This window comes from Cohnella sp. (assembly GCF_041640265.1).
In the GTDB taxonomy this organism is placed as follows: Bacteria; Bacillota; Bacilli; order Paenibacillales; family Paenibacillaceae; genus Cohnella.
The window spans coordinates 42663-63892 of record NZ_JBEQAP010000034.1; the positions used below are offsets into that span (position 1 = coordinate 42663).

Sequence of the window (21230 nt, forward strand, 5' to 3'; positions counted from 1 at the left end):
AAATCATAACACGGATATGTATCGTTCAACTATAAAAAACTCATCCAGTGGACGGCGGTTAACCGTCCCCATAGGCTCTCGCCTCTTCCAAGATCGCTGCAAACCGCCCCCATTGCGATAACTGTGGTTAGACGGAAGTATCATTATCCCTCCGCATGGATTATCGCCCAAATGATTCCATTATTTATTTTTGCATTAGGTAATGATCGCTCGCAACCAAATAAGGGATGGCCGTGGCGTACCTGCAAATTGGCTTTCCCTTTCAGGCATGCGGGGAACGTACCGGATGAGTGGTTATGTTATTGTCAAAGAACGGTCGAGGGCGCGTCCCTCTACCATACGTTTCTTTTTTAGGGGCAAATCGGACCTTCTCTCAAAAAAAATGTGAATAAAAAAGCGGCAGCACCAAACTCTAATAGAGCTTGGTGCTGCCGCTTTTTGCTTTTGCATTCATTCCATACGTTTGAAAGTCTCATAATTGAAAATAATCATCTGAACTGATTTGATCACTTAGAATAGTTAGTTCATCTATTTGGATTACGTTTTCACTTTCACTATGAAAATATTCAACTTTTGTCTTTAAGGAATTAATTTCCTCAATCATCTTTTGGAGGTGAATAGAGTTGCTTATTAAGAAAGATCTCAATAATGCAGCCAGCATGTATACAGACATCATTTTTTCTTCCCCTAAATATAATTGATTTCTTTTATCAATTGCTAAATATGTAATTTTAGGAGGAATAGTAATTTCGCACTTAAATAGTTCCTCAATATTTTTATGATCTCTCAAAAATTCTTTATGTTTATTTATTTGCTCATTGTATATTTCAAAAAGACTGTTCTGGATTTTTAGATGGTTATAATCAATTTCTGAAATGTAATGGTTGCTCTTCCACTTTACCTCAAGTACTAGAACAACATTAGAGTCTCGATCATATAAAGCAAAATCAATATCTGAGTTAATGGGTTTTCCATAGCTATCAAGGCATTCATAATAATGTTCTCTAGCAGTTTTAATATTTCCGGCTTTACTAGATATAGCTTCAATAATATCAATGACCTTGCTTGATATCATCGAATTTCTATTTTTAAAATCTCTATTCCGAGCATAATGTCCATTTACGAAAGAAAAATGCCAATCGTTTACTAATATTGAAGAAGGAATCAATAGAAATTTATTTCTAGTTTGAATGAGTGGAAATTCAAATAAACTCCCTACAGTATCTAGACTTAAATATTTCAAACAATTAGAGACAACTTCTTTTGAATAACCACTTAGTTCGATAATCTTCATAATAAGATTGTCTTTTTCAAATTGTAATAGCAATGATTTATATTCAATAGTGCCTTTAATATCTGCAATCAAAACATTCTTACTTAAGTTCACTCTAGCCATATACTGCAACGATGCCAAAACTTTCTTGAATGCATCAAAATCTGGTATTAAGGAGCTTATTGGAGTAGGTCCGAGAAATTTAAAATCGAATTCTAAATTCCTTAGACACATTTCATAAAGTTCTTGGTTAGGTTTATGTTGGTTTTCAGAAATAGTTTTTAATACTAATTCGAAAAATTTTATATCGGTCTCATTGCGAAAATCCATTTCAGCTTCTGTTATACTTTTTTCTTCAAAATGTCGTTCAAAATAAAATTTCTCTACATAGTATTTATTACTCACAAGTGAAGTTTCTAACCTCCATATGTTACCCTCAACTTCTGTTAACTGGCTATGTGCATAGGTACCGTGATCGCAAACTTCAAGATAATTTCTATAATCCTGAAAACATTTTTTAATAAAGGGATAAAATTTATTTTTGAATTTCTCATATTGTGCTAAATTAAAGCGTAATTTCAAATCGTCTAAATCGCCTTTATTTTCAATGTTTTTAAGAAACCATGACAACGAAGTTCTCATTACTGAATGTGAGATCGTAGCCAAATTCCCTTTACTTTTTAGAGACTCCTCTTCCAGAAAGATTAACGGATACATTATGAAGTATCTAATATCATAATTCATTGCTTTCTTCAGATGTTCAATATTTGCACTTATACGAGATCGTAAATGTTGTGCTAGTTTTTCTCTAACATATCTTTCTGACATGTAGCACCTCTTCATTATGTTTAGATGGTTATTAATATTCAGATTATCGAAAGCAAAAAACCACTTGGTAATATTTACAATCCCAAATTCATTACCATCCAATACACATTGTTAATACATAGGCAGCTCACCTATCAACCAAATTCCTCCTAAAACCTCGTCGCTGTTACATTTTCTAGTTTAACCTATAATGACGTCATGAACAGAGGCTTCAATCTGATATAATTCGATGTTCTTGACTGCGCTGCTTAAATAAGACCAATTACTATCGGAAGTATATCGGTAATCGGACAATGTTCTTGTCACAAAACGGGAATCGGACAATGTTCTTGTCATCGTCAAATGCAAAGAACATTGTCCGATAAATAAAAAAAACCACGATTTACGCGGACCTCATTTGGATAATGTTCTTGTCTTCCGACACTTGTCGGGCGACAAGAACTTGTACCTATAAACGACAAGAACTTGTACCTATTAAATATATACATACCCCCTTCATAATTTTGCTGAATCCTATAATTGTGCTGAGATGAAGCAAGATGGATCCGAATATAGAGCCATAATTTCTGAAGTGTATACTCAGACACCTTTTCCGCTTATTTATTTTTTTACAATCCATGATGAATCAGGAATGGCTTGGCAATATCCTGGATTTGAGGAAAACCTTTCTAACCAGCCTTATTTTGTGCTTCGTCAACAAGAAAGATTATATAAATGAGAGGGGAATATATCAATATGCTATAATGTTAGCAACTGTTATATTTGCAAGTTTAAGGAGAACTCAATATGAATCAAGAAACAATACCTCATGTGACAAGCGATATTCTAACTACGAAGCTAGAAAAACCGCCCTTACGTCATTTGATGGTTGGTCGAGAACATTTAATTGAGCTACTCAATAGAGGTCAGGATAATAAGCTAAGTCTCGTTTCAGCACCTGCAGGCTTTGGAAAAACAACCTTAGTGAGTCAATGGGCATCAAATTGTAACAGGCCTGTTGCATGGCTCTCGTTAGATGAGAGGGATAATGATGTTATACGCTTCCTCACATATTTAATAGAAGCAATTCGAGTTGTTTTTCCAACTGTAGGAGTAGGGATTCTCATTGCGTTAAGATCACCACAATTGCCACAAATTAATTCTGTCCTAAGTCAATTAATTAATGATCTTAACACATTGCAGATGGCCTTTACCATGGTCATTGATGATTATCATTTAGTGAATAACCCTTCTATTAAGCAAGGTCTAAGCTTCCTAGTTACTCAAATGCCTCTTCATATGAATCTAACCATCATATCACGAGATATTCCCATTCTGCCTTTATCCAAGCTCCGTGCCAAAAACCAACTAACTGAACTCTATATTAACGATTTACGTTTTACAGACATAGAAGCGACCTATTTTCTAAATCAAGTCATGGGGCTTAGCTTAACTAAAAAAAATATTGCTGAGCTTGAAAAAAGAACAGAAGGATGGGCCGTGGGTCTTCAACTTGCAGCTCTTTCATTTCAAGGGGATACCGATGTCACCAGGTTATTCGAATCCTTTGGGGGTAGTCATCACTTCGTCATGGATTATCTATTAGATGAAGTTCTTGTCCAGCTACCTGAAGACGTACATACTTTTTTAATGGCTACATCCATATTGGATCGGTTTTCTGCACCGCTTTGTGATGCTTTATTTTCTGATGGTTTGAATCATTCTGGTTGGAATAGCCTTACAATTATTGAATATTTGGAAAGAAATAATTTGTTTATTATTCCGCTAGATAGTGAACGACGTTGGTATCGCTATCATCATCTTTTTGCAGATATATTAAAAATTAGACTCAAAAAAAACCGGGAAGGCATTTTCCGCAGCCATGATATTATTCCTGAGCTGCACAAGCGCGCAAGCCTTTGGTATGAGAATAACCACTTCACGCTTGAGGCCTTCTACCATGCTGTGGAAGCAAATGATATTGAGAGTGCTGCTAGATTGGTTCAAGGAGGAGGCGTTCCGTTAGTTTATCGAGGCGCAGCAACACCGATTCTTCGTTGGCTGGAATCGTTGCCTTCTAATATATTGGATGCTATCCCCTCTCTTAGAGTGCTGTATGCCTCGACTCTATTGTTTGTTGGCAGGGTCGGAGAAGTGGAGAAAATGCTGGCCACGGCGGAGTTTGCTCTTAGCACACTCCCTCATAATGAAAAAAATAAAAATCTAAAAGGACAAATTTCTGCAATCAGAGCAACACTAGCAGTTTCGCAGAACGATTTATCACGTATTATTGAATTCTCTCATCATGCTATGGAAAACCTTAGTCCTCTAAACATACCAGTGCTTGCTACAACGAAATGGACATTGGGCTTTGCTCACCAGATGCAAGGCAATAATAAAATGGCACGAGAATCTTATGAAGAAGCACAGAAGAGCAGTGAAGCCATTGGACATTTTGTTATCACAGTACTTGCATCAATTGGATTAGGTAATGTATTTGAAGCTGAAAACCAACTCCAATTGGCTAAAGGCAGCTACATGAGAGTGCTGGGTTTAGATGGACACTTAAATTTTCCAGCTTCGGCTGTGGCTTACCTTGGTTTATCACATATAGCTTACCAGCTTAATCAGATAACTGAAGCGTTGGATCTCATTCAAGTAGCCATACAATTAGCACAGCACTTGGAAAACATGGATATCCTCGCGGTTTGTGAAGCATTTCATGCGAAAATAAACCTTGCCCAAGGACAAATAAGCCAGACGACCGTATTACTCAAAAAAGCAGGTCAGTCTCTGCATAAGTATAACTTTTCCAAGAACATGTATAAGGTTGCACAGGTTGAAGTACTCACCCGACTTCACTTAAAGGATATTCCATCAGCAGAATATCTTGTTCAGAAATATGATCTACCTAAGGAGCAAATTCGTGTGCATTTGGCTTTAGGTGAAACAGCTCAAGCATTATTCAAAATAGAATCTATGTCTCAAGCTTCAATGGAAATGCTGATTTTGCATGCATTAGCACTTTTTCAGGCTGATGAACTAGAAAAGGCTTTGGTACCTTTATTAAAGGCTTTAGAAATAGCCAAAGCAGAAGGTCATCTACGTATTTTTTTGGATGAAGGAGCCCCAATGCAAGCACTTTTGACAAACGCACTTCAATTTGAAATTATGACAGATCAAATAAACATCATACTTGCACATTTTTCAACGAAACTTCCATTAACGGCTCCCTTAACTCGAAGAGAATTGGAGGTTTTACGATTAATTGCTCAGGGACTCACCAATGAAGAGATCAGTAAGAGACTATTTGTCACCCTCAATACCATTAAAGGGCATAATCAACGAATTTTTTCTAAGCTTCAAGTCAAAAGCCGCACCGAAGCAATTTTTCGCACACAAGAACTGAACTTGCTTACATGAAGTCAGTATGCAAAAACAACACTTTAGTATCTAGGTATTAATTTTCCTTTGTGATATATTTCTAAAAAAGGAGGGTTAGAAAAATGGAATGGGTACGTTTTTATCAAGTGTGTTGAGAAAGGAGCATGAAAAATGTTAAAATGTAGAAGTAACTACTTGAATTCTTCGTAGGATATGCGAAAATATCGAATTATTATGGTTATGTAAAATGACGTGGAATATAGGGATTACAACTTTTAATTTATGAATGGAGATTAATATGAATACACAAAATAAAGCACAAAATGCACTGGAAGACATCAAAGTCAGTTCGAAACTGAAGATTGCTACGCTGTGGGCGAGTTTTATGTTTCTCTATATTTATGTTGATTATTTCGCCTTATATATGCCGGGCAAAATAGAAGGTATTCTGGCAGGAAAAATATTTATATTTGACATTTCATATGTCTTTCTATTGATAGCACTGATTTCGGTAACAATTCCAGCTCTTATGATTTTCCTTTCTGTTGCCCTGCCGGCAAAAGTAAGTCGCTGGGCAAATATCATTATTGCCGCGGTGTATATTCCCTATACATTGTTTAATTTGACAGGAGAGCATTGGGTGCACATGGTGTTTGGCGCTGTTGTAGAAGTCGCTCTTCTTTGTCTAATTATCTGGTATGCATGGAAATGGCCTACAGCTAAACCATAAACAGAACCTAAATTCCACGTCATTTTACGATAACCCGGAAATTGCTGAATATTTCGTTGCAGTAGAGCACACATCACGGAATTCGAGAGCACCTTTCTCGGAGATATAGAGCACTCTTCTCGACGAGAGAGCAGATAACAGTAATTGTTGAGGATGATATGTTTAACCACCCTCAACAAGAGACAAAATTAAAATTCAGAATAGATATCGGAAACATTAATGCCATTTTGAATTAACATGTTTTTCATGAGCTCAGTCTTAACTTTAAGTTCACCGATTTCTATCAAGGTTTCATGATGTGTTGATAGTAACTCATGGTAAAGATTATATACTTCTTCGTATCGTTCTTTGAAATCTTGCTTATTCATTAGCAAATACCTCAGATTTCTTCGCTTTTAATCCGTGTCGTTCACGCATTGAAAACTTGCCATCAATGAGTATTTCAAATGAATTATGCTTGATACGGTCGATTATTGCTTCTGATACAGTACCCAAGTAGCTGTGATCGCTTGTGCAAATAAACTGATCCACTGGATTTATGCCATCTTAACCAAGAAAGAAGCTTTCCGCTTAGACTGAATTGGCAAGCCTTAGACATTGAGGGAAACCGTCCCATATACTGTGGGACGGTTATTTATCGTACCTTTTTACCAGTATAGCATCCTTCGTTTCGCTCAATATTTATTAAATATTGACAGCCTATTAGCTGGTATAGTTCAGTAAGATCACAACTATATTTTACCACATTATGGGTTTTACGATGTCATTATAGAGGTATTTTGCATAATATTATATTTCACTTCGATAATAGGTACAAGTTCTTGTCGCATATCGACAAGAACTTGTACCTATAAATGAAAAAAGCCGCTGTTTAAGCGGATTCCAATCGGACTATGTTCTTGTCGCTCGACAGTCGTCCTTTGCTTTGCAGCATCAGCAACCGTCGGGGGTTATTGTTTTTCTCGATATGAATTTTTCATCATGCGAACTTGTCGATTGTGAATATGCTGTTCTCTTGCGATCTGGCAGCTGGTATTACTAACGTTCCTCGTTAGCGTAAAGCATCAGTGCTTTCAAGTACTGCCTTTATCCTCCTTACGCTAGAAGACGAGCTCTCTTCCTTAACAATTTTAAAAGTACCAAGGTCAGCCGTATTCACCGCGTGAGGACCGCCGCATATCTCTTTGGAGAATCTGCCCATCGTATATACTTTTACCATCTGGCCATACTTGCTCTCGAATAGACCAATAGCCCCTGTTCTACGTGCATCTTCAAGCGTCATCTCTTCGAACGTAATCCCGACGCCTTCGGCAATCGCTTCATTGACCAGCCGCTCGGTTGCCACGATCTCTTCTTCAGTCATTTTACGATGGAACGAAAAATCAAAGCGCAGTCTCTCAGCCGTTATATTGCTGCCCTTTTGCGCCACCTCATCTCCGAGAACCTTTCGTAGTGCAGCATGCAGAAGATGAGTTGCCGTATGCAGATTTGCCGTCTGTGCAGAATTATCTGCTAAACCGCCTTTAAACTTTTGGGCTGCTCCGGCTTGAGATAACTCTCTATTCTTCTGAAATTTCTCTAGATATCCTTCCAGATCGATGGCGATGGAACGCTCTGTTGCCAGTTCCATGGTCAATTCGATGGGAAACCCATACGTATCATAAAGTTTGAATGCAGCTGCACCGTCTATTTGACCATTTACTAATGAAATCGAAAGCTTATCGAATTCACGAAGTCCCTGCGCGAGCGTTTTTTGAAAACGAGCTTCTTCCGCCTGGAGTTCCCTAATAATTTTATCTCGATTGCTTTGCAGCTCTGGGTATATTAGCTCGTACTTGTCAATCACAGCGCTAGCGATATCCGCTAGATCGCCTTCTTGAATACTCAATTGCATTGCGAATCTAACAGCTCGGCGAATCAATCTTCGCAGCACATAGCCTTGGTCGACATTAGACGGAGTAATGCCGTAATTATCACCTAGGATAAATACTGCCGTGCGGGTATGATCCGCAACAACTCGATACGCTTTGGGTTGATTTTCGTATGCCGTCTCCGACAGTTCATTTATTTTTCTTTTTAAAAAGTAAAGAAACAAAAGAAATAACTACCAGAGCAGAAACTGCTATTAGAATTACATCTATGATTGTATTCTTCTTCTCTATTGTAGATTTATTGTCTTCTTTGTCTGGAGCTATTGGAGTTTCAGACGGTGTTATTATTGCGGCGGGTGTAGGGAGCACTACTTGTTCTTGCGCCTCGGAATCAGTAGGAAGTTGTTCGTCTGATGGAATAGCCTCTTCCTCTGGAATTCGTACTTCGAAAGAATAGCTTCCTTTAATAGAATGTCCGTCTTCTCCGATGATCTTCCAATTAACGTTATAAACTCCATTTGTTAATGGCTGTTCTAAAACACCCATCAGATTATCATCATCCGTTTTGGTTTCCTTTAATGGAAATTCAGAACCAGATTCATCCGTTACCTTCAGACTGCTAACTGGCTCAATCGGGGTATTGAATTTCAGATTAATCTCAGTTACCTCGGAAGTAGTGGGTTTCGATTCAGCAGGAACAGCCGAAACAAGCGCTGAATGTGCATATATCAATTGCGGGAAGAGAAGCAGCCCCATTAATAAAGTTGCGGTAAATGCTTGAATTCTCGCTTTCAATTAATTCATACTCCTCTACTTTAATTAAATTAAAGGATACCATAGACTCAGCTTCTTGGGATGACTCTTTCGGGTTATAAATTCACAAGAAAATCGCTAACGGCGGTGGCGGCATGCCGGCATTCGAAGACAAGTTGTCGGAAGAATAATTGGTCAATCTAGCGAATTGGCTTTCCGGGAAACAATAACGACACAAAATAGAAACGACAATAGCTCGAAAGAGTCATATAAACACCATCCTCGCCCTTATATACTTAAACTTATCGATAAATCATAAAGCGGGGGCAGTAACGATGAGCAGCATGCCAGTTGAAAAATTAGCACCATCTCCTCAAACAAGCGAGAAAACGAGCCCCTCTCTGGTTCGCCAATCCGTAAAAACATTTTCCGCATTTTTCAAGAAGATGCACAGTCAGCTTGTCATCGGAGGAACATGGGCTAATCGGCTTGTTGAGCTCGCAGCATGCTGGGCATTGATTCTCATCCTGACCGGTTTAATCATATGGTGGCCGCGCAACAAGGCAGGCATCTGGGGCACGATCCTTATCAGACTAAGCAAACCTGGCTCCCGAACCTTCTGGAGAGACATCCACGCGGTTCCGGCTTTCTGGCTATCGCTTCTGCTTGTGGTAATGATCGCATCAGGGCTTCCTTGGTCCGGCATTTTAGGCGGACAGATCGACAAGCTGGCGAATAAGACCAATACGAATGCTCCTCCATTCGCTTATAGCTTTGGAGCGAAACCGGAGTCGGTAACTGTGGCCAAAGATATTGCCGAGGATCTGCCTTGGGCCGCCGAGAATTTGCCTGTTCCGGCTTCAGCGAGCGGAGGTTACTTGCCCCTTAGTGTCGACTACATTGAAATGATTGCCGATAAACAAAATGTCCTTTTGCCCTATACGATCACTTTGCCTATGGGTGAATCCGGCGTTTACACCTTATCGACCGCTCATAATACGCCGGGCAAGAATGCGACTCTCCACATCGATCAATATAGCGGTGCTGTATTGACAGATGTCCGTTATTCAGAATATGGCGTGATGGCCAAGGTTATCACTCTTGGGATTGCCTTTCATGAAGGCAGGCATTCGGAATAGCTAATCAGTTGCTTGGGCTTGTCGCAGCTTTGGGGCTCATATTGATGGCCGTGAGTTCCTATATGATGTGGCGCAAACGCAAGCCTGACGGTCTGGGAGCTCCTTCAAGGCCTAAGGATAAGGGAGTTACGCTTACTGTTCTCGTCTTGCTTCTGATTTGCGGAGCTGTAATGCCTTTGGTCGGGGCATCTATCATTGTCGTACTTGTGCTGGACCTATTAATTATTCGCAGGATCAAGCCGCTTCGGCACTGGTTCTCTGCTTGAGGATGGGATAGAAATGACAAAAACACAAAGACTTTTATTTGGATTCACGTTTCTGATTGTGATGATCATCCTCAGCAGTTGTACGACGGATGTAGCAGATACAGATGAGAGAGGTTTCTCTCCTCATTTGACAGTCGATCTTCAGATTCCTGCCAACATAGAACTTCAGCAAATTGTTGTGTTAAAGCTGGATGTCAAAAAAAGCGGAAAGCCATTCGAACAAGCCGAACTGGCGGAATTCATTATCTGGTCGGAAAACAAGATGGATCAGGCAGTAACGGTTAAGGCAAGCGAAAGCTCTCCCGGACTCTATGAAGCCGAGCATGTCTTCAGCGAAGATGGCATTTATATTTTGAAAAGTCACGTCGCCTCCTCAAATTTGGAGGTAATGCCTGCGAAGCGCATCGCGATCGGAGCGGAAGCCATCGAAAGAATTGCTGCACTCGAGCAGCATGAAACAGGCGAATCTGAGTCTTCGGCAAATCACCATTAAACAAAGTCAACCTCCAGTCCTTTGCTTGTTCAAGGGATTGGAGGTCTTCAGCTTTATGAAACATAATCAAGTCTCCACGATTTGATGCTCGATCGCGAACCGGGTCAATTGGACTCGATTGTCCAATTTGAGCTTATGCAGAATATTTTTCATATGGTTTTTAACCGTATGCTCGGAAATTGTGGTCACGGAGGATTTATTATAGCACTTAATATGCGAGATGCTACAACGTTCTTGTTGTTTAAAGAAAAACCAAAGTTGTTATTTATAGCATGTTGGCACGCCCCCTATATTCCCGACCCCTACATGAGGTTAAAGAACCTAAATGGTTGCTGCTTGCTCCATGTTAGAACCTCCGTTTAATGAGATGCCTCTATTCTGACAGACTCGTAAACGGAGGAACAGCTGGGGGATATTAGACGCTTATGTATTTAAGATTCTCTTGTAGCTACCTCAACAAATATTTTTCGTCGGTCATAGGAAAAAATGACCATTGCCACAGCTAAAATAGCGCAAATCATATACATGGATGAGTATGAAAAAAGGTCAGCTAAAGGCCCCATAATGACTCCGCCCAGTGAAACCCCCAAGTCAGCCATCGCAATAAATAAACCAAGCAGCACATTACGATTCACCTTTTGTAAAACAAAGGTTAAATAGGTGGTTAACGTTGGATAGATAAGTGCCTGCGCTACCCCCATCAAAATAGCGCCGAGATAGAAAAAGATAGGTCCACCCGTTATAGAATAGCTTACACATTGAGCCGATATAGCTAATACAAGCATTATCCCCATGATAAAAGAAGAATGCCATTTGCCGTCTGAAGGGATTTTTTTTCTTAAAGCAAAACGAGCAAAGACAACAGTACCCGCCTGCAGCATGAGATAAATACCAGCATTACCGCTTTTTAATTGCATAGCATACAATGGGATAAAGAATGTAATTGCCCCAAATACAATGGAAGAAATCAACATCAATACACTGCATTTAAACAAAAACGGATTTTTCACTAATTGACTAAATGATGTAAACATATTGACTCTCTGTTCAGGGTGACTCGGAACAGGTGGATCTGTGTTTTTATCCATTTTGGCACAATAACCAAACAGACCTGTAGAGATAGCAATGGCTATCATCACCACTGTAAAATAATTCATATCCCCAGCTTGCCATATCCCTAACGCAAGTAAGGGACCCATGATTCCCGGAACATAAGAAAATAACGAGTAAAGTGAAATGCCCTGTGAGCGATCCTCCTCAGGCAAAGCATCAATAATGCCGATCTGCAGTGCCATTGAAAAGAACGCCGTCGATACACCCTGCAGCATACGGGCGAACAAATACCCTTCTAATCCAGTAAACGTATAGAGTATTAATGCAAAGCCATTGATAATTAGAATAATTCGTAATACTTTTATAGGCCCATGCTTTTGAATCATATGACCTGCCCAAGGCCGAAAGAACATCGTGGTAAATAAATAGGCCCCCATGATGATCCCAATCGTTGTATTACTGGCGCCTAATGATTCTCCCCGTAAAGGGATGATGACATTCAGTATAGAGTTGGCACTAAAAAAGAGAAGAACCAATAGATACAAACGTAAAAAATGCCAAGACAATGCTCCTCTCACACTTTCACCCCTTTCTTTAAGCAACGGCACCCTTGTCCACGACAATGACATCCGTTTCCTTCCGCTTTCCCCAAATGAACATAATGGCTGCCAGTCCAAAAATTGAACAAGTGACAAACATCGATGAAAAAGAACTAATTTGTATAACAAATCCCATAACAAAGCAGCCAAAGGCAAAGCCTAAATCATAAGAAGCAAGAAAAACACCAAGTAAAATATGCTTGGTTTCTTTTGGAATGGCAAAGGACATATACGTGACGATCGTTGGATACAGCATCGCTGCAGCCAAACCATTAAATATAGCTGACACATAAATAAAGTGACCGATTTGCGGCATGAGTGCCAGCAAGGTTGTTCCAATGACCGAGCTAACGAGTACAATCGACATAAAACCCGGATGCCACTGGCCATCAGAAGGGATCGACTTTCGAAGCAAAAACCGGCTCACCACCACGACGATCGCCTGTACGAATAGATACAGTGCCGCATTGCCATAGCCTGTCGTCACCATATACAAAGGTAAAAAGGTTGAAACCGCACCAAAAACCGTTGCACCGATAAGCATAACAAAGGCAGATACTATTAAACCTCTATTTCGACAGGCATCCTTAAAGACCGCAATCATCTCGCGGAAAGTAAACCCGCCTTTTTCATCTTTTGTTGCTGGTAATGGAGCGCTGTATACAAATAAAAATGGAAGCACCGCTAAGGCGCCAATCAGAAGCAATATATAAAAATGATCATATTGAGTCCAAAGCAAGAGAGCTAAGGCAGGTCCATACAAGCCTGGCAGCACAGTAGATAAAGAATACATGGACATGCCTTGTCCTCGATCTTCATCTCGCAAAATCGCTGCCACTCCAATTTGCATCGCCATCGAAAAAAATGCCGTCACGACACCTTGAAGCGCACGGACGATATACAAGCTCTCCACTCCTAGCCAAACATATAACAGCAAGGCTAGCGCATGACCTGCCAATAACCATTTCATGATCGTCAACACACTATACTTGGAAACCATTTGACCTGCCCAGGGCCGTAGCACCATACATACAAACATGTACAGTCCCATCATGATGCCGATTTCACCTTCCCTAAAGCCATGTCCCGCTGCCTGTAAAGGGAAAATGACGGTCAGGACAGCATTTGCTGTAAAGAAAAGAAGCGCCAGTGCATACATTTGAAGCATTTCTTTAGAGAGTGGACCTGTTCTTATGATACATACAATCCTTTCTTTACCGGGTACTCCTCCTTAGCCAGCTGAGGTACAATAGGAAGCTGAGCTTCTATTAATCTTCGACTGGCAGGATGAGTCAGTTTATCAAAATGCTTAACTTGATGTGCACAATCTACTATTTCACCCTTATCTAGTATAGCTACCTCATCAGCAAACAGTTTTACCGCATGCAGATCATGTGAAATAAAAAGATAGGTCAAGTTCAATTCGTGTTGTAATCGTTTTAACAGCTTCAATATACTAATCTGCACGAGTACATCCAAACTATTAATCACCTCATCCAAGACGATGACCTTCGGTTGAATCGATATCGCCCTTGCAATGGTGATCCGCTGAAGCTGCCCGCCGCTAAATTGATGGGAATATTGCTCGCCAGCTTCTTCGTCTAATCCAACCGCTTCAAGCAGCTGCTTCACTTTTTCCTTTATTTCAGCCGCGGAATATTGGAAATGGACTCGCATCGGTTCAGCTATAACATCTTTAATTTTCATTCGGGGATTGACGGCACTATAACAGTCTTGAAAGACGATTTGCATATCTCTGCGCAACAGCTGCCGTTTTTGGCGATCCGCTTCATGCAGGTTGGAGCCTTGGAACATAATCTGTCCCGTATCCGGCTTCTCGAGACCGATCAACAGTTTTCCTAAAGTACTCTTACCTGAACCGCTTTCCCCCACAATGGCAAAACAGGTTCCTTCCTTGATTTGTAAGGAAATATCGTGCAGTGCCTGTACGTTTTTTTTCTGTCCCCACCATATTCCCTCACGAAACTGCTTCGATACGTTGATGAATTCAATCATGGGTTCCCTCCATCTTATTGCCTCACCCAATATCCAGGTTTCCATTCAACTAAAGGCTCCACTATAGGCTCGTCATATTGATCAACAAGCTCATCTAAGCTGCGATTTTTTTCCTTAGCGGCCAGCAAAGCCTGGGTGTATGGATGTCGCGGGTTATCAAGGACTAAGGAAGCGGGGCCGTATTCGACCATGATCCCGCGTCTCATAACGATAAGCTCATCAGCTATTTTGGCAATGACCCCTAAATCATGAGAAACAATAAGTATGCTGGCTCCTGAGTCTTGCTGATAAGCCTGCAGCTCATCCAAGATGCGCAGCTGTGTCATCGTATCCAGAGCGGTTGTTGGTTCATCCGCAATGATCAGGGATGGATAATGACTAACCGCTATGGCAATCATGATCCGTTGCAGCATCCCTCCGCTCAGCTCGTGAGGGTATTTATTTAGCACATGATCTCCTGGCAGCTGATAACGTGACAGCTGTTCAAGCGCCTTAATCTTAGCATCTATTTTGCTTATTTTTATATGGGCTTGCAGTGTTTCTACAAAATGGTCTCCAATCGATAGCATGGGGTTAAACATGGACATCGGATTTTGCATAATAAGAGCGATCTCTTTACCCCTTAGATTACGCATTTCCTTTTTATTTTTTTGGAAAAGCAATTCACCCTTATAGAAGATCTCTCCTTCTACCCTGCGGCCTTCATTGAATAATTGGAGGATCGTGGTACAAATCATTGATTTTCCACTGCCGCTTTCCCCAACGATACCTACAACTTTTCCCTTTGGAACTTGAAAGCTTATATCCTGTACAACTTGAATTTCATCCGTCTCTTGTTGTACAAATACAGAGAGATTTTTTACTTCTAGCAAGGGAATCAGCCTCTCTACAACGTTTTTGGATCCAGGGCGTTACGAACCGTATCTCCAAACCAGTTAAAAATGAGCACCGTTAGCGAGATCATCACACCCGGGATGAACATTAACATGGGGTTGCTCAATAAATACGTTTTACTATCACTGATCATCATCCCCCACTCTGCCATTGGAGCCGTCACTCCTAATCCTAAAAAAGACAGTTCAGAGATGAGTAAAATGGTTGAACCTAGACCAATTAATTTAAGTAAAAAGATTTGCGGAAAAACAAAAGGCAGGATATGAACCCGCATGATGCTAAATCGAGAAACGCCAGTCACCTGTGCATACTTCACAAATTGAGCTTCTTTAAGACTTAACACCATATTGCGAATCATGCGGGCATACCATACCCAAGAGACAAAAACAATCCCGATAAACATATTGAAAAGGCCGCCGCCCAACGTTCCTACAATAACAAGAGCAAAAATAAAATTAGGCATCGCAAGTAAAATATCGCAAAGGCGCATTAAGACCGTGTCGATGACTCCACCGATGTAACCGGCTGTGATCCCGACTGCAAGACTAATAATCATAGTTACGATCAGAATCGAAAATGTGGTAACCAAGGATACTCTCGCGCCCGCGATAAGCCTTGATAAGATACAGCGCCCTAAATGGTCCGTGCCTAACGGGTAGGCGGCTGAATAGCCTTGCAGCTTCATCGCAACATTCGTCGCATAGGGATCATTGGGCATGAGCCAAGGCTCAAATAAGGCCATAATAACAAGTAAAGCAACAAGCGTACTGCTGATGATGAGCGGCAAGCGCTTGTTTCTCTTGATCATTGTTCTCCCCCCTTTAGACGGATACGCGGATCGATCATGGCACATACGATATCTGCTGCAAAGTTAATGACAATATAAAAAACCCCAATGATCAAAATAAAGCCTTGCAGCACAACATAATCGCGGGCTTCCATGGCAACCAAAATATACCTTCCTATCCCTGGGATCGTAAATACGATTTCAACGATCGCAGCTCCGCCTATTAAGCCGCCGCACGTCATCGCTAGTGAGGTTAATAAAGGAGGCAGCGTTCCCTTCAGCAAATAATTGCGGATAATGACGCTCTCTTTGAGACCGCGTGCCCGAGCGTACAGCACATGTGGCTGCTGCATCTGCTCGATAATGCTTGTTCGGATTAATCGAATATAATAGGGGCATATTCCGAGTGCCAACGTTAACGACGGCAAAATCACATGCTGCCAGGTTCCCCACCCCATTAACGGTAGGATCCCCCATTTTAAAGCCACGACGTAGATTAAAATAAAAGCTAACCAAAAACTAGGCATCGAAGCAATCATAAAAATCGTTGTGCGTGTAAGCCGATCAAACAGGCTGGAATGCTTTACCGCGGATAAAACCCCGATGCTGACACTAATGCAAACGACAAAAAATAAGGCTGCTGCAGCAATCCATAACGTAATCCAGAATTTATCTATGAGGTCACTCGCTACATCAGACCTTGTAACAAACGACTTGCCAAAATCAAGCTGAAGCACATGCCAGATCCAATTCACATATTGCGAAAGCAGAGGTTTGTTAAACCCCTGCTCTTCGCGAATCGCATCCATTGCTTCCTTGCTTGCCGGCAGTTGATTAATGGCAAAATAAGCTTCGACAGGATCAACGGGAATGATCCGGATCAAGAAAAAAGCTAGCAGGGATACTCCCCATAGTGCCAGAACCATACTTCCAATTCGTCTAAATAGAAAGCTCAGCATCCCTCTACTCCTTCAATTCATAAAGAGAAAGCGGCACTTCATATTGATGCGGAGTAAACTGCAGCCCCTTAACACGATCATTAGCTACCAGATAATTGGTACGGTAGGAGATTGGAATAAACATCGCTTCTTCATGGATTCCTCGCAGAATCGCTTCATACAATTCTTGACGTTCGCTTTCAACCGTTGTGTGGATCACTTTTTCAATATTGGCTGTAAATTGAGATGAAATCGCAGTGCCTTTTTGTACATAGTATCCTAATTGATTTTCACCAATCATTGTACGGATAAACATATGCGGATCATAAGGTACGCCCCAAGTATCATTAAAAGTGAGATTAAATTCTCCCGCTCTGACCTTTTGGGTATATAATTGGGATTCTTCCGCCTTTAACTGTACATCGATCCCGATTTCACGCCAAGCACTTTGCAAATACTCTAGTAATCCTTTATGAACCATGTCTGTGCTGCGATAAGGAATGGTGACTTGCAGAGCTTGATCGCCTTTCATCCGGAATGGCTTTCCGTCTACAACTTTCCATCCTGCATGATCAAGCAGCTGCTTCGCCTCTTCGATATTATACTTATATAGTCCTACCTTAATATCGCTGTAAGGGAAACCCGGCGAAAATAACGATTGCGCTTCCTCTTCCAGCCCATTCAGTACATGTTCAACGATGGTCTTGCGGTCCATCACATGCTGTAGGGCTAATCGAACCTCTTTCTCATTCGTCGGAGCTATCGTAGAGTTGATTGCAAGCACTCTCGTTGACAGCGGACCCGAGATCATGGACTGGTACTGGCCCTTCTGCTGCAGCGTTTGATACTCTACTGGAGCAAGCTGACCGCTTCCGAAAATTAAATCAATCTCGCCTTTTTCCAATGCCATAATACGTGTTTGGGAGTCTGGAATGAACTTGATTACGACCTTTTCAATTTTGGGCTTCTCACCCCAATAGTTATCGTTTTGCGTAAATTCGGCATGACTACCATTTACATAATCTGTCAAAATCCACGGACCTGTTCCGATAGGTGCTGCGATTTCTTCTGCAGTTGAACCACTCGCAGGAAACCCATTATCGCCTAACATTCTCAATGGACGAATTAATGTTAATTCTTGCAGGAAAGGATAGTAGGACTCTTTCAAGTCTATTTTCACAGTTAATTCATCGATTACTTCTACTTTTTCGATGATGCTTACAGCTTCTAACCAGCTATGTCTATCCATATTTTGAATAACTGCTTCTACATTTCGCTTCACATTCTCCGCTGTGAGGGTGGAACCGTCTGAATACAATACGCCCTCACGCAGCGTAAATGTATAGCTCTTTCCATCCTCTGAAACCTGCCATTCTTTGGCCAAGGCCGGCTGAATCTCTCCGTTATCCCCGTAGCTTACAAGCGGATCATAAACCATCGCCTGAGCAAACATTTCATTAGGAGCATACAAATGCGGATTTATTGGTCCAAGATCTAACGGCCATGACAATGTCAACGTTTCGGTGTTTGCACCTGCTTGCTGCTTGCTTGTCTCTCCACTTCCACAAGCTGCCGTTAAAAGTACAAGACAAGAGACAATTACGAACACAGCCAGTTTTTTCATTCGTAGCATGTTCTTTAATTTCTTGCTAATCAATCCTTCACTCATCCATCGTTTCTTTTCTGCTACCTCTCTCACCATTTACCCCACCAATCGTAATGATTACTATTATCATTTATGATTAAATCACAATCATTAATGATTGTAAAGCAATTAAATTAATCTATTTACAACCTAATAGTTAATAATAGCTATCACCTGTTATATTATTTCATGTCCAAGTATATTCAATAAGCTGTGACTTTAACATGACTCGATAGAGCTATTATTATGTCAAAAATAGCACGTTAGATATTTACTTCTATGCTATTGTCCCATCTTTAAATTCCTGGAATTCCGGATGTCCACAACCGCGCGAAAATCAATGACCATCTTCGGAAAAAAATGGGATTCCCATTCGTTCACTTACACGGGAGAGAGCTTTCTGCGAAAAATGAGCTTAATGGCCAATTCTTTCGGTCATTTCACGGATTTCGAAGCTCGACCTACCTGCGGGATCGTGACAACGGAAAAAATCATCGGCCAACTGGACGATGTTCGTTATATTATGGAATCGGCCAGAATGAACGCTGGAATTGTGTGGTTGAGTTCAGGGTTTTTGGATTATAAAGTACCGAATTATTTATTGTCCAGCGATAACCCAAATAAACTGGAGATCACCATGGAGCTCGCTTCCGAAGCCCCGGGGTACAATGAAAACTGGCACTCGGATATTACGTTCCATCTGAACAACGTTTGCCTTGTTTGGTTTCCATGTCTGTTGCCGCCTGAATTTTTTAGCTTTGTTTGATACCATTCAATTCTAGAATCTAGAGTGAACGCGTTATTTCAAACTCCCACATAAAATTGCGGTGGCTCACGTCGGCAATCGGACAATGTTCTTGTCTCAAATCGGGAATCGGACAATGTTCTTGTCATCGCCAAATGACAAGAACATTGTCCGATAAATAAAAAAGCCCGCGGTTTACGCGGAATTCATTCGGATAATGTTCTTGTCTTCCGACATGCATCATTGTGTTTAAACTCCTGATTGAATGCTGCCCGTTCGCACAAAAAGGCCACCGTTCGATTCGGCAGCCTTGTGGTTAATTCCAATCTAAAATCTTAGTCGTTTCATCGAACCTGAGGTTTGCCGCCGACTTCCTTCAGATTCCACCTCGCGGTGGACACTTATTTCATGGATTCAGAAATGTATATTAAATCATGCCTAGGAATGACGAAGCGTATCGTCGCTTTCTCGCGGATTGTTTTGCGCTGGTTGAACCTCGTTATTCTTCAACACTTGCTTCGCATAATTCGGGTTTGTTTTATACTTGTTACCATCGTTGTTCTTCATGCCTTTAGGCATCTGCTTCACCTCCGACTGTATCATTTGGAGCGTGGGGTCAATCGTCCGATCCCATCTATAGGATGTTTCAGAGTTCAACGAAACATGCATATCTTTTTTTCAAAAATTTAAATTCCCATTCATATCCACATTTTAAAGCGCTTTCAAACCTCTATCGCTCATAAACAATTTGATTACCTCTAACGTTTATACCAAGATTCGACCAGTTGGTTTTTATGATAAGCAAGCTGCGAGATTTTCAGGCTTTCCGAGTTTTCGACATTTTTCAGGAGCTTGGATTTGTCCTCGATCGCGGATTGCTCTCTGTGCTCGATCGTTTTCGATCGTTTCATCATTTTGGCTGCTTTGTGACCGACGTACCCTTTGTGGACCTTGGAGCCTGAATTGCGTGAACCGTTTTTCGTTTTCTCCACTTCGTCAGACCAGTTACTTGTTCGTTTTGCCGCATCAGACAGCCGCTTAATGTCTTTTCGCAACTTTTCGTTCTCGGCTAGCTCATAATTGTCCTGCCTTTGTTTATTATCCCACCAGTCGGAAAAATTTCCTTTCTGGACTTCGATGTCCGTCTTGTTGATCGAAAGAATATGGTCCACGCAGTTGTCGAGAAATGCTCTGTCGTGAGAGACCAAAATAAATCCTTTTTTGGTTTTTAGATAGTCGCTGACAAGTTTCCGGGCATGCAAGTCAAGATGATTGGTCGGTTCATCGATGAGAAGAAAACTGTTTTCCTTCAGAAACAAGGCTGCCAGAAGCACTTTCGTTTGCTCGCCGTTGGACAAGGAATCGAAGGGCCGATATAAAACGTCCTCTGACACCTTCAGCAACGAAAGTTCACGAATGAGCTGCCATTGCTGATAGTCCGGATAAATGTCGTGTACGACATCCATGGTATTGTATTCCTTGTGATCGACTTGAAAAGGGAAATATTCAAAGTCAACATTGGATGAAATGGTTCCGCTGTATTCATATTTGCCGAGCAACAGATTGAGAAATGTGGTTTTTCCTCGTCCATTTCTTCCCGTAAACCCCAATTTCCAATTGGTATCGATTTGAAAACTTACGTTCTCGAAGATGTCATCATAGCTATTGTCATAGGCAAACGTCAGGTTGGTTACTTTGATTAATGACATGTCTGGTTCGTCCCTCCTGTATTAAAAAATCGAGTAGGAGGGAGTGATTAACTCCCGACCTCTCACACCACCGTACGTACCGTTCGGTATACGGCGGTTCATGAAATATTCCGTAGTGAGTTATATCT

General features: G+C 41.1%; 20 protein-coding genes and 2 pseudogenes. 7 read left to right on the forward strand and 15 right to left on the reverse strand.

Going from position 1 to position 21230, the window contains the following annotated elements:
• Positions 1 to 472 precede the first annotated feature (472 nt).
• Positions 473 to 2101, reverse strand: coding sequence for a hypothetical protein (locus tag ACESLK_RS20635; protein ID WP_373231595.1), 1629 nt, complete (start codon positions 2099 to 2101; stop codon positions 473 to 475).
• A 180-nt stretch (positions 2102 to 2281) separates the two neighbouring features.
• Positions 2282 to 2437, reverse strand: a complete 156-nt coding sequence (locus tag ACESLK_RS20640) for a hypothetical protein (RefSeq protein ID WP_373231596.1) — start codon at positions 2435 to 2437, stop codon at positions 2282 to 2284.
• 193 nt (positions 2438 to 2630) lie between these two features.
• Here ACESLK_RS20640 and ACESLK_RS20645 point away from each other — a divergent pair, with 193 nt between their 5' ends.
• From ACESLK_RS20645 to ACESLK_RS20655, 3 genes are all read left to right on the forward strand, one after another.
• Entirely contained in the window at positions 2631 to 2819 is a 189-nt protein-coding gene (locus ACESLK_RS20645; protein ID WP_373231597.1) for a hypothetical protein, read from the forward strand.
• Between the two features lie 68 nt (positions 2820 to 2887).
• The gene (locus ACESLK_RS20650) at positions 2888 to 5503 is read left to right on the forward strand and encodes a winged helix-turn-helix domain-containing protein (RefSeq protein ID WP_373231598.1); all 2616 of its coding nucleotides are present in this window, start codon (positions 2888 to 2890) and stop codon (positions 5501 to 5503) included.
• Positions 5504 to 5762: 259 nt separating this feature from the next.
• The gene (locus ACESLK_RS20655; RefSeq protein WP_373231599.1) at positions 5763 to 6194 is read left to right on the forward strand and encodes a DUF6326 family protein; all 432 of its coding nucleotides are present in this window, start codon (positions 5763 to 5765) and stop codon (positions 6192 to 6194) included.
• A 188-nt stretch (positions 6195 to 6382) separates the two neighbouring features.
• On the opposite strand, the gene ACESLK_RS20660 is transcribed toward ACESLK_RS20655, so the two are convergent.
• The 3 genes from ACESLK_RS20660 to ACESLK_RS20670 form a co-directional block, all read right to left on the reverse strand.
• Positions 6383 to 6562 (reverse strand): hypothetical protein, encoded by a 180-nt coding sequence (locus ACESLK_RS20660; protein ID WP_373231600.1) that lies wholly within the window; start codon positions 6560 to 6562, stop codon positions 6383 to 6385.
• Between the two features lie 683 nt (positions 6563 to 7245).
• Positions 7246 to 8289: an alanine--tRNA ligase-related protein gene (locus ACESLK_RS20665; RefSeq protein WP_373231601.1), complete on the reverse strand. Its 1044-nt coding sequence runs from the start codon at positions 8287 to 8289 to the stop codon at positions 7246 to 7248.
• Complete coding sequence (locus ACESLK_RS20670; RefSeq protein WP_373231602.1) at positions 8255 to 8860, reverse strand: copper resistance CopC family protein; 606 nt, start codon at positions 8858 to 8860, stop codon at positions 8255 to 8257. The genes ACESLK_RS20665 and ACESLK_RS20670 overlap by 35 nt, the downstream gene beginning before the upstream one ends.
• A 293-nt stretch (positions 8861 to 9153) precedes the next feature.
• Here ACESLK_RS20670 and ACESLK_RS20675 point away from each other — a divergent pair, with 293 nt between their 5' ends.
• Genes ACESLK_RS20675 through ACESLK_RS20685 form a run of 3 tightly spaced genes read left to right on the forward strand, consistent with a single transcriptional unit; the run spans position 9154 to position 10716 of the window.
• The gene (locus tag ACESLK_RS20675) at positions 9154 to 9957 is read left to right on the forward strand and encodes a PepSY-associated TM helix domain-containing protein (RefSeq protein ID WP_373231603.1); all 804 of its coding nucleotides are present in this window, start codon (positions 9154 to 9156) and stop codon (positions 9955 to 9957) included.
• Positions 9958 to 10001: 44 nt separating this feature from the next.
• On the forward strand, positions 10002 to 10223 hold the full coding sequence (locus tag ACESLK_RS20680; protein WP_373231604.1) for a hypothetical protein: 222 nt from the start codon (positions 10002 to 10004) through the stop codon (positions 10221 to 10223).
• A 13-nt stretch (positions 10224 to 10236) separates the two neighbouring features.
• Positions 10237 to 10716 carry a FixH family protein gene (locus ACESLK_RS20685; protein WP_373231605.1) on the forward strand — a complete coding sequence of 160 codons (480 nt, stop codon included), beginning with the start codon at positions 10237 to 10239 and terminating at the stop codon, positions 10714 to 10716.
• Positions 10717 to 10782: 66 nt separating this feature from the next.
• Here ACESLK_RS20685 and ACESLK_RS20690 read toward each other — a convergent pair.
• The 8 genes and pseudogenes from ACESLK_RS20690 to nikA form a co-directional block, all read right to left on the reverse strand.
• Positions 10783 to 10896, reverse strand: a pseudogene (locus ACESLK_RS20690) (response regulator transcription factor); the annotation flags it as partial.
• Between the two features lie 251 nt (positions 10897 to 11147).
• Positions 11148 to 12347 carry a staphylopine family metallophore export MFS transporter CntE gene (cntE, locus tag ACESLK_RS20695; RefSeq protein ID WP_373231615.1) on the reverse strand — a complete coding sequence of 400 codons (1200 nt, stop codon included), beginning with the start codon at positions 12345 to 12347 and terminating at the stop codon, positions 11148 to 11150.
• A gap of 16 nt (positions 12348 to 12363) precedes the next feature.
• Positions 12364 to 13575 carry a staphylopine family metallophore export MFS transporter CntE gene (gene cntE / locus ACESLK_RS20700; protein ID WP_483862623.1) on the reverse strand — a complete coding sequence of 404 codons (1212 nt, stop codon included), beginning with the start codon at positions 13573 to 13575 and terminating at the stop codon, positions 12364 to 12366.
• Positions 13560 to 14384: an ABC transporter ATP-binding protein gene (locus tag ACESLK_RS20705; RefSeq protein WP_373231607.1), complete on the reverse strand. Its 825-nt coding sequence runs from the start codon at positions 14382 to 14384 to the stop codon at positions 13560 to 13562. Before ACESLK_RS20705 ends, cntE (ACESLK_RS20700) begins: the two co-directional genes overlap by 16 nt.
• Positions 14385 to 14398: 14 nt before the next feature.
• Positions 14399 to 15256, reverse strand: coding sequence for an ABC transporter ATP-binding protein (locus ACESLK_RS20710; RefSeq protein ID WP_373231608.1), 858 nt, complete (start codon positions 15254 to 15256; stop codon positions 14399 to 14401).
• 14 nt (positions 15257 to 15270) lie between these two features.
• Positions 15271 to 16086 (reverse strand): ABC transporter permease, encoded by an 816-nt coding sequence (locus ACESLK_RS20715; protein ID WP_373231609.1) that lies wholly within the window; start codon positions 16084 to 16086, stop codon positions 15271 to 15273.
• Complete coding sequence (locus ACESLK_RS20720; protein ID WP_373231610.1) at positions 16083 to 17024, reverse strand: ABC transporter permease; 942 nt, start codon at positions 17022 to 17024, stop codon at positions 16083 to 16085. The genes ACESLK_RS20715 and ACESLK_RS20720 overlap by 4 nt, the downstream gene beginning before the upstream one ends.
• Before the next feature lie 4 nt (positions 17025 to 17028).
• Complete coding sequence (nikA, locus tag ACESLK_RS20725; protein ID WP_373231611.1) at positions 17029 to 18627, reverse strand: nickel ABC transporter substrate-binding protein; 1599 nt, start codon at positions 18625 to 18627, stop codon at positions 17029 to 17031.
• 337 nt (positions 18628 to 18964) lie between these two features.
• On the opposite strand from nikA, the gene ACESLK_RS20730 reads away from it, so the two are divergent.
• Positions 18965 to 19414, forward strand: a complete 450-nt coding sequence (locus ACESLK_RS20730; protein ID WP_373231612.1) for a hypothetical protein — start codon at positions 18965 to 18967, stop codon at positions 19412 to 19414.
• Between the two features lie 417 nt (positions 19415 to 19831).
• Here the strand turns inward: ACESLK_RS20730 and ACESLK_RS20735 are convergent, their stop codons facing one another.
• Together ACESLK_RS20735 and ACESLK_RS20740 are read right to left on the reverse strand one after the other, a co-directional pair.
• On the reverse strand, positions 19832 to 19972 hold the full coding sequence (locus ACESLK_RS20735) for a hypothetical protein (RefSeq protein ID WP_373231613.1): 141 nt from the start codon (positions 19970 to 19972) through the stop codon (positions 19832 to 19834).
• A 197-nt stretch (positions 19973 to 20169) separates the two neighbouring features.
• Positions 20170 to 21102: pseudogene (locus ACESLK_RS20740) on the reverse strand (ATP-binding cassette domain-containing protein); the annotation flags it as partial.
• Between the last annotated feature and the right edge of the window lie 128 nt (positions 21103 to 21230).